General features: G+C 62.0%; 8 protein-coding genes. 7 read left to right on the forward strand and 1 reads right to left on the reverse strand.

The window, feature by feature from the left end; all coding sequences use genetic code 11:
• Positions 1-440: 440 nt before the first annotated feature.
• The 4 genes from CP49_RS30150 to dnaQ are packed head-to-tail and all read left to right on the forward strand — an operon-like array spanning position 441 to position 3249.
• Positions 441-1280 (forward strand): pyruvate, water dikinase regulatory protein, encoded by an 840-nt coding sequence (locus CP49_RS30150; protein ID WP_057853775.1) that lies wholly within the window; start codon positions 441-443, stop codon positions 1278-1280.
• Positions 1281-1290: 10 nt separating this feature from the next.
• Positions 1291-1899: a Maf family protein gene (locus CP49_RS30155; protein ID WP_057853765.1), complete on the forward strand. Its 609-nt coding sequence runs from the start codon at positions 1291-1293 to the stop codon at positions 1897-1899.
• Between the two features lie 18 nt (positions 1900-1917).
• Positions 1918-2517: a dephospho-CoA kinase gene (gene coaE, locus CP49_RS30160; protein ID WP_057853766.1), complete on the forward strand. Its 600-nt coding sequence runs from the start codon at positions 1918-1920 to the stop codon at positions 2515-2517.
• Between the two features lie 30 nt (positions 2518-2547).
• Positions 2548-3249, forward strand: coding sequence for a DNA polymerase III subunit epsilon (gene dnaQ / locus CP49_RS30165; RefSeq protein WP_057853767.1), 702 nt, complete (start codon positions 2548-2550; stop codon positions 3247-3249).
• Positions 3250-3283: 34 nt separating this feature from the next.
• On the opposite strand, the gene secB is transcribed toward dnaQ, so the two are convergent.
• Positions 3284-3772 (reverse strand): protein-export chaperone SecB, encoded by a 489-nt coding sequence (gene secB / locus CP49_RS30170; RefSeq protein ID WP_057853768.1) that lies wholly within the window; start codon positions 3770-3772, stop codon positions 3284-3286.
• Between the two features lie 445 nt (positions 3773-4217).
• Between secB and CP49_RS30175 the strand changes: the two genes are divergently transcribed.
• From CP49_RS30175 to CP49_RS30185, 3 genes are read left to right on the forward strand one after another with little or no spacing between them, the layout of a single operon-like run.
• On the forward strand, positions 4218-4919 hold the full coding sequence (locus CP49_RS30175; protein ID WP_057853769.1) for a Tim44/TimA family putative adaptor protein: 702 nt from the start codon (positions 4218-4220) through the stop codon (positions 4917-4919).
• Positions 4843-6483 carry a murein transglycosylase A gene (mltA, locus tag CP49_RS30180; protein WP_082646322.1) on the forward strand — a complete coding sequence of 547 codons (1641 nt, stop codon included), beginning with the start codon at positions 4843-4845 and terminating at the stop codon, positions 6481-6483. The genes CP49_RS30175 and mltA overlap by 77 nt, the downstream gene beginning before the upstream one ends.
• The gene (locus CP49_RS30185) at positions 6480-7073 is read left to right on the forward strand and encodes a Smr/MutS family protein (RefSeq protein WP_057853770.1); all 594 of its coding nucleotides are present in this window, start codon (positions 6480-6482) and stop codon (positions 7071-7073) included. Before mltA ends, CP49_RS30185 begins: the two co-directional genes overlap by 4 nt.
• Positions 7074-7224 lie beyond the last annotated feature (151 nt).

Raw genomic sequence — 7224 nt, forward strand, 5'->3', positions numbered from 1 at the left:
CCTTGCCAGTCCTGGAACGTTCGGATCATTCCGACGTTGCGAAGAAAGCTCCGCCAGTGGCGGGAGCGAGACATATCCTCAAAGCTCCGCTTCTCTAAACTAATAATTTTAGAATCTTAGGTTTGAGTCTAAGTGACCGTGATTATGACTCACACAAAACGGTCCCGCCTTTTTGAAAGGCTTGTTCACATCCATCACCAGTTTCGGCCGAATCCTGGACCATCAGGATAACGCCACTTGCATCAATTGCTTGCGCCGGTTTGTGGCCAGCTTATCAAGAGACAAATCCACATCTTCTCACTATCATTGTCGCGAGCGCGTGGAGTTGTCCTCTCGTGAGGCCCTGTGAAGAAAGACAAGGGTTATCCCTGAGGCGGCGATCCAGCACCGGATATCTCGGTTAAGCTCCACAGGGATTCACAGGATACACAGGGGTTTTGGTGCCCACGATAGGCAATTATTTTCATCTTCATCTGGTCTCGGATTCGACCGGCGAGACCTTGATCACGGTGGCGCGCGCGGTGGCTGCGCAATACGCCAACGTGACGGCGGTCGAGCATGTCTATCCACTGGTGCGCAGCCAGAAGCAGCTCGACCGCGTGCTCGACGAGATCGAGGAGGCGCCGGGCATCGTGCTCTTTACGCTCCTGGAAAAGGATCTGGTCGGCCGGCTGGAAGCCAAGTGCAAGGACATCAATATCCCGAGCCTCTCCATTATCGGGCCGGTGATGCAATTGTTCGAAGCCTATCTTGGCGCGGCAACGACGGGCAGGGTGGGCGCCCAGCACGTTCTGAACGCAGAATATTTCAAGCGCATCGATGCTCTGAACTACACCATGATGCACGACGACGGGCAGCACGTCGAAGGCCTGGAAGAAGCGGACGTCGTTTTGGTCGGCGTATCCCGCACCTCGAAGACGCCGACTTCGATCTATCTTGCCAACCGCGGCATCCGTACCGCGAACGTGCCGCTGGTGCCGGGCATTCCGCTGCCGCACCAGCTCGAGACGTTGAAGAAGCCGTTGGTCGTCAGCCTCCATGCGACGCCGGAGCGGTTGATCCAGGTCCGGCAAAATCGGCTGTTGAGCATGGGGGCCGACTCCGGCAATGACGATTACATCGATCGCCAGGCGGTCGCCGACGAGGTTGCCCATGCGCGCAAATTGAGCGCCAAATTCAGTTGGGCGCAGCTCGACGTGACGCGTCGCTCGATCGAGGAAACGGCGGCAGCCGTCATGAAACTGTTCAGCGACCGCCAGCGGCAGCGGCTTCCCGAATGATGTTTTCGCCATGACCATCTGGCGTGGAAAAGAGCCGCTGATATTGGCCTCACAGAGCCGCGCACGGCAGATGCTGCTCGCCAACGCCGGCATTGCCTTCAATACGGTTCCCGCGGATATCGACGAACGATCCGTGCAAGAGAACTCCGGCCTTTCCGCGCCCGGCGAAATCGCAGGCCTCCTCGCGCGCGAGAAGGCGTTGTTCGTGTCGTCGAAAAATCCTGGCCGTTACGTCGTCGGCGCCGACCAGACGCTGGCTTTGGGAAACCGGCTGTTCAGCAAGCCGGCGGGCCGCGCTCAGGCCGCAGAGCAGCTACGGCTGCTTGCCGGCCATACGCACGAGCTGCATTCGGCCGTTGCGGCGGCCCGCGACGGCAAGATAGTGTTTTCCGATGTCAGCGTTGCCGGAATGACGATGCGGCGTTTGGACGAAAGCGAGATCGAAGCCTATCTGGATCAGGCCGGGCAGGCGGTAACGACCAGCGTCGGCGCCTATCAGCTCGAAGGGCTCGGAGTACATTTGTTTGAGCGTATCGAGGGCGACCATTTCACCATTCTCGGCCTGCCATTGTTGCCGTTGCTGGCGTTCCTGCGCGGCGAGGGCCAGCTCAATGTCTAGAATGGAAACGGCGATCTGATGCGGATTCTCGGACTGACCGGCTCGATCGGGATGGGAAAATCCACCACCGCCAAATTGTTCAGCGAGGCGGGCGTTCCGGTCTACGACGCCGATGCGGCAGTTCATAAAATCTATGAAGACGAGGCGGCGCCCGCGATCGAAGCGGCGTTTCCCGGCACGACGGTCGGTGGCAAGGTCGATCGCGCAAAGCTGTCCGCCAAGGTGGTGCACGACCCCGCCGCCATCAAGCGGCTCGAGCAGATCGTTCACCCGATGCTCGGCGCCTCCCGCCAGAAATTCCTCGATGATGCCGAGAGATCCGGGGCGCCGGTCGTGGTGATGGATATCCCGTTGTTGTTCGAAACCGGCGGCGAGAAACGCGTCGATGCCGTCGTCGTGGTCAGCACCGATCCGGCGACCCAGCGCGAGCGCATTCTCGCGCGCGGCACTATGACCAATGAGGCGCTCGACGCCATTCTGGCGCGGCAACTGCCCGATGCCGAAAAGCGCAAGCGCGCGGATTTCGTGGTGGATACGTCGCATGGATTGGACCCGGTGCGCACAGCCATCCGAGACATTCTGGTCGAGGTCGTTAAGATGCCGCAGCGGCGGACTTGATTCGCCTTACGCTCCGGTTCCCAGAAATCCATGCGCGAAATCGTTCTCGATACCGAAACCACAGGCCTCGACCCGCTGCGCGGCGACCGGCTGGTCGAGATCGGCTGCATCGAAATCTTCAACCGCATGCCGACCGGGCAGACGTTTCACCGCTACATCAATCCCGAGCGTGACATGCCGGCGGAAGCCTTTGCCGTGCACGGCCTGTCCACGGAGTTCCTCGCCAGCAAGCCGCTGTTCACCGAAGTGGTTGAGGAGTTCCTGGAATTTATTGGCGACGCGCCGCTGGTGATCCACAACGCCTCGTTCGACATCAGCTTCATCAATGCCGAGCTGGACCGCGTTAAGCGGGTGGCTATTTCGCGCGAACGGCTGGTGGATACGTTGTTATTGGCGCGACGCAAGCATCCCGGCGTGTCGAATCGGCTGGACGATCTCTGCTCGCGCTATGCGATCGACAATTCCCGCCGCACCAAGCACGGCGCGCTACTCGACGCCGAACTGCTGGCCGAAGTCTATATCGACCTGATCGGGGCTCGGCAGTCACAACTGATCCTGGCGTCGGAAACCCGGGTCACGATTACCAGCGGGGTTGGTGACACGCCGCGCCGGCAGCGCGAGGTGCCGCTGGCGCCACGAATCACCGAGGTGGACCGCGAGGCCCATCGCGCCTTCATCGCCACTTTGGGCGACAAGCCGATCTGGAACGATTTTCTGCCGGCAGCGGTCTAGCGGCTTTTGGCCGCTGGGCTGCTTGAATTCGGCTTTAGCTTGGCTTGGCGCCTGAAGCAGCCTGTGCCGCAGCCTGCCGCTCCATGTTCTGGCGGTAGAGACCGACGAAATCGACTGGATCGAGCATCAGGGGCGGGAAGCCGCCGTCGCGCACTGCCGTCGCAATGATCTCGCGCGCGAACGGGAACAACAGCCGCGGGCACTCAATCATCACCAACGGGTGCAGGTTTTCCTTCGGCACGTTGACGATGCGGAACACGCCGGCATAGGCGAGTTCGAAGCTGAACATCACCTTGCCGGCATTTTCAGCCTTGCCCTCGATCGAGAGCGTCACTTCGAACTCGTTTTCCGACAGATTATTGGCGGAAACGTTGATCTGGATGTTGATCGCCGGCTGCTGCTGTTGTGGCGCCAGGGAGGAGGGGGCGTTCGGATTCTCGAACGACAGATCCTTGGTGTACTGGGCCAGCACGTTGAGCTGGGGAGGGGCCTGTTCGGGAGGCGCGCCGTTGCCGTTGGTCATGAAACTCTCTCCTGAAGCGCTCGCGAGCGCAGCCCGGGTTCGTCTGAATTCATTCGATAGGCGGAAAAGCCTTTTCCGGGCGAGTGGCTATCATAGCCCCGCCTCGTTCCACAAGGACGATGGGCCGAAGGCCGACCCGCTCGACGGCGAATTGTGGCGGATATGCCTAATATCGTCCGGGCGGGCGCCTAATATGTATCCTAAATAATTGAATATGCGTGATTTCCGGACACGATCGGGTTTCCCCTTACGGTCAAAACGCGCTACAATTGGCCCGCGCCAAAACGCGCCATTGGCCGGGCGCAGTTTCATGCCTACATGCTGCAGTCTCAACGATGATGTAATCTCTGCCGTTCTCAGGGAAAACGAGTAAGAGAGCCTATCATCAGGGAACGCTCGCCCGCCGGGCCCGTTGCCGGCGCTAGAACGAGAAAGCGAATACGACGTGGATATTTACACCATCATCTTCCTGGCGCTGGCGGTCTTTATCTTCCTGCGCCTGCGCAGCGTCCTCGGACAGCGCACCGGAAGCGAACGGCCCTATGATCGGGCTGCGCCCACCGTCGCGCAACGGACGCAGGACAACAAGAACGTCGTTCCGATGCCGGGCACCGTGATCGATCAGGCTCCGCTGGCGCCGAACGCCGATGTAGCGCCGGCCGATCGCTGGAAGGGCATTGCCGAGCCGGGCACGCCGCTCGCCGGAGGCCTTGATGCCATTGCCACCCAGGACTCCTCGTTCGATCCGCGACACTTCCTCTCCGGCGCCCGCGGCGCCTACGAGATGATCGTGCTGGCGTTTGCCAATGGCGACCGCCGCGCGCTGAAGGATCTCTTGTCGAGCGAGGTCTATGAGAGCTTCGAGGCCGTGATCAAGGATCGCGAGAAACACGAGCAAAAAACCGAAACGCGGTTTGTTTCGATCGACAAGGCCGAGCTGGTGGGCGCGGAAGCCCGCGACCGCTCGGCGCAACTGACAGTTCGTTTCGTGTCGCAGATGATCTCGGTCACCCGCGACAAGACCGGCGCCATCGTCGATGGCAACCCCGATAAGGTCGCCGATATCACCGATGTCTGGACATTTGCCCGCGACACGAGCTCTCGCGATCCGAACTGGAAGCTGGTTGGCACCGGAAGCGCGGCCTGACGCGCGACGCCTTGCCGGGCTCGCGTTTGGCGTGTTCGCTTTGGCGTGTTCGCTAGCTCCGGTGGATGCCCTTGCGGGGCGTCACGTGCGTTCGCAAAAGCCTTTGCATCCGCCGTCCGTCCGTCACCTGCCATACCCACAGCTTGAATTTCCGTTTCAGATTAACGGCGGCCAGTATGCACCGGCCGCCTGGTCCGAGATCGCGGGCTGGAGCGAGGACGATCATCTCGCCGCCTACAAGGCATTTCGCGTAAGCTGCAGGCCGATATCGGCGCAGCAAAAGCCGCCTGCCGATCCGAAGGCACTCGGCACCTCGCTGCGCGATCCCTGCCGTATCGCCAGGGGGCTCGAGCTAGCCGACGGTGCGAAGGCCAGGGCTTTCTTCGAGGAGCATTTCCTCCCCTTGCGCATTTCGCGGCTTGGCGAAGGCGAGGGTTTTGTCACCGGCTATTACGAGCCGATCGTCGACGGCTCGCGCACGGAGAACGAGGTCTACAAGGTGCCGGTCTATCGCCGGCCGTCCAATCTGTTCGTCCGCGGCACCACACAGAGCTCGGCCGGCTTGCCCAACAAGGGCCAGGTATTCCGCAAGATCGGCCGCCGTAAGCTGGTGCCCTATTACGATCGCGCCGAGATCGAGGACGGTGCGATTGCCGACCGCGGGCTCGAAATCTGCTGGCTGAAGGACCAGACCGACCTGCTGTTTTCGCAGATCCAGGGTTCGGCGCGGGTCAGCCTCGACGACGGCTCGACCGTTCGCATCAATTACGACGCCCATAATGGCTATCCCTATACGCCGGTCGGCCGCATCTTGATCGAGCGCAACATCATCCCCAAGGATCAGATGTCGATGCAGAAGATCCGGGAATGGATGGAGCAGAATCCTAATGAGGCCGATGAACTGCGGCGGCAGAACAAGTCCTATATCTTTTTCCGCGAAGTGCAGCTTTCCGACAAGGACGAAGCGGTTGGTGCCCAGGGCGTGCCGCTGACGCCGGGCCGGTCGATCGCGGTCGACAAATCGCTGCACGTCTATGGCACGCCGTTCTTCATCGAAGGCGAACTGCCGATCGAATCTGAGCGATCGAAGACGCCGTTCCGGCGGCTGATGATCGCGCAGGACACCGGCTCCGCCATCGTCGGACCCGCGCGCGCCGATCTCTATTTCGGCGCCGGCCTTGAAGCCGGCAAGGTGTCCGGCCGCCTCCGCCACAATGCCCGCTTTGTCATCCTGGTGCCGAAGAGCCTCGATCCGGCGGCGCGCGGCCGCAAGATGCCGGTGCCTGACGAGCGGCCGTCGGAGAAGATCGCAAAACTGTTCCCGCAAACTGCTCCGTCGAAGGATCCGTCCAGGGAGCAGAAGGGCATCGAAAAGCCGTCCGACGTTACTGCGGGGACGAATATCAAACCGGCGACGACGCCCGCGGCCGGGCCTTCGCAAGCCGCGGCCATCCAGGCAGCCGTGGCCAAGCCGGTGCCGCTTCCCGAGCCGCGGCCGAAGGTTGAAGCGGTTTCCGTAAAGCCGCATCAGCGTCATTTGCGCCGTTATCGCCATCGTCGATGAAACGCCGGCCGTCGAGCTTGATTCCCGAACTGCCGGAGCCGCCGCGACGCAAGCGTGGCCTGAGCGAGGAGGAGCGCGCGCTGTGGGAGAACGTCGCCAAGCAGATCAAGCCGTTGCGCAAACGGCACCGCATCGCAAAGCCATCGGCCGCCTCGACGGACGCTGATCCCAAAGTCGCGTCGAAACCGGCCGCTGCGCCGAGGCACGATGCGCCGGCGCGAATCGTTGCTCCCTCAAAACCGGAGCCGCCGCCGCTGGCGCCGATCGGCCGCCGCGAGCGGTCGCATCTGTCGCGTGGCCGCAAGGAGATCGACGCCCGGCTAGATTTGCACGGCATGACGCAGACGCGCGCGCATCGCGCGCTGTTCGGTTTCCTGCAGCGCGCCCATCATGATGGGCTGACCTTCGTGCTCATCATTACCGGCAAGGGCAAGGTGGGCGCTGAGTCCGAGCGCGGCGTGTTGCGCCGTCAGGTGCCGCAATGGCTCGGCCTGCCGGAATTCCGTTCGCTGGTGGTCGGCTTCGAGGAAGCCCATATCGGCCATGGCGGCGAAGGCGCACTGTACGTCCGGGTGCGGCGGGCGCGGTAGCCCGGGGCAGGCCGATCCGCCTGCGGCACCGCTCCCGGATTGCGCGGAGCCTGTCATCGGGCGCGCAATCGCGCGACCCGTTGGCTCCATCCGGACTTGTATGGGGATATGGTTGTCAAGGGGAATGATTGATCAGGGCATGTATTGCTCC

This window comes from Bradyrhizobium valentinum, from assembly GCF_001440405.1.
GTDB lineage: Bacteria > Pseudomonadota > Alphaproteobacteria > Rhizobiales > Xanthobacteraceae > Bradyrhizobium > Bradyrhizobium valentinum.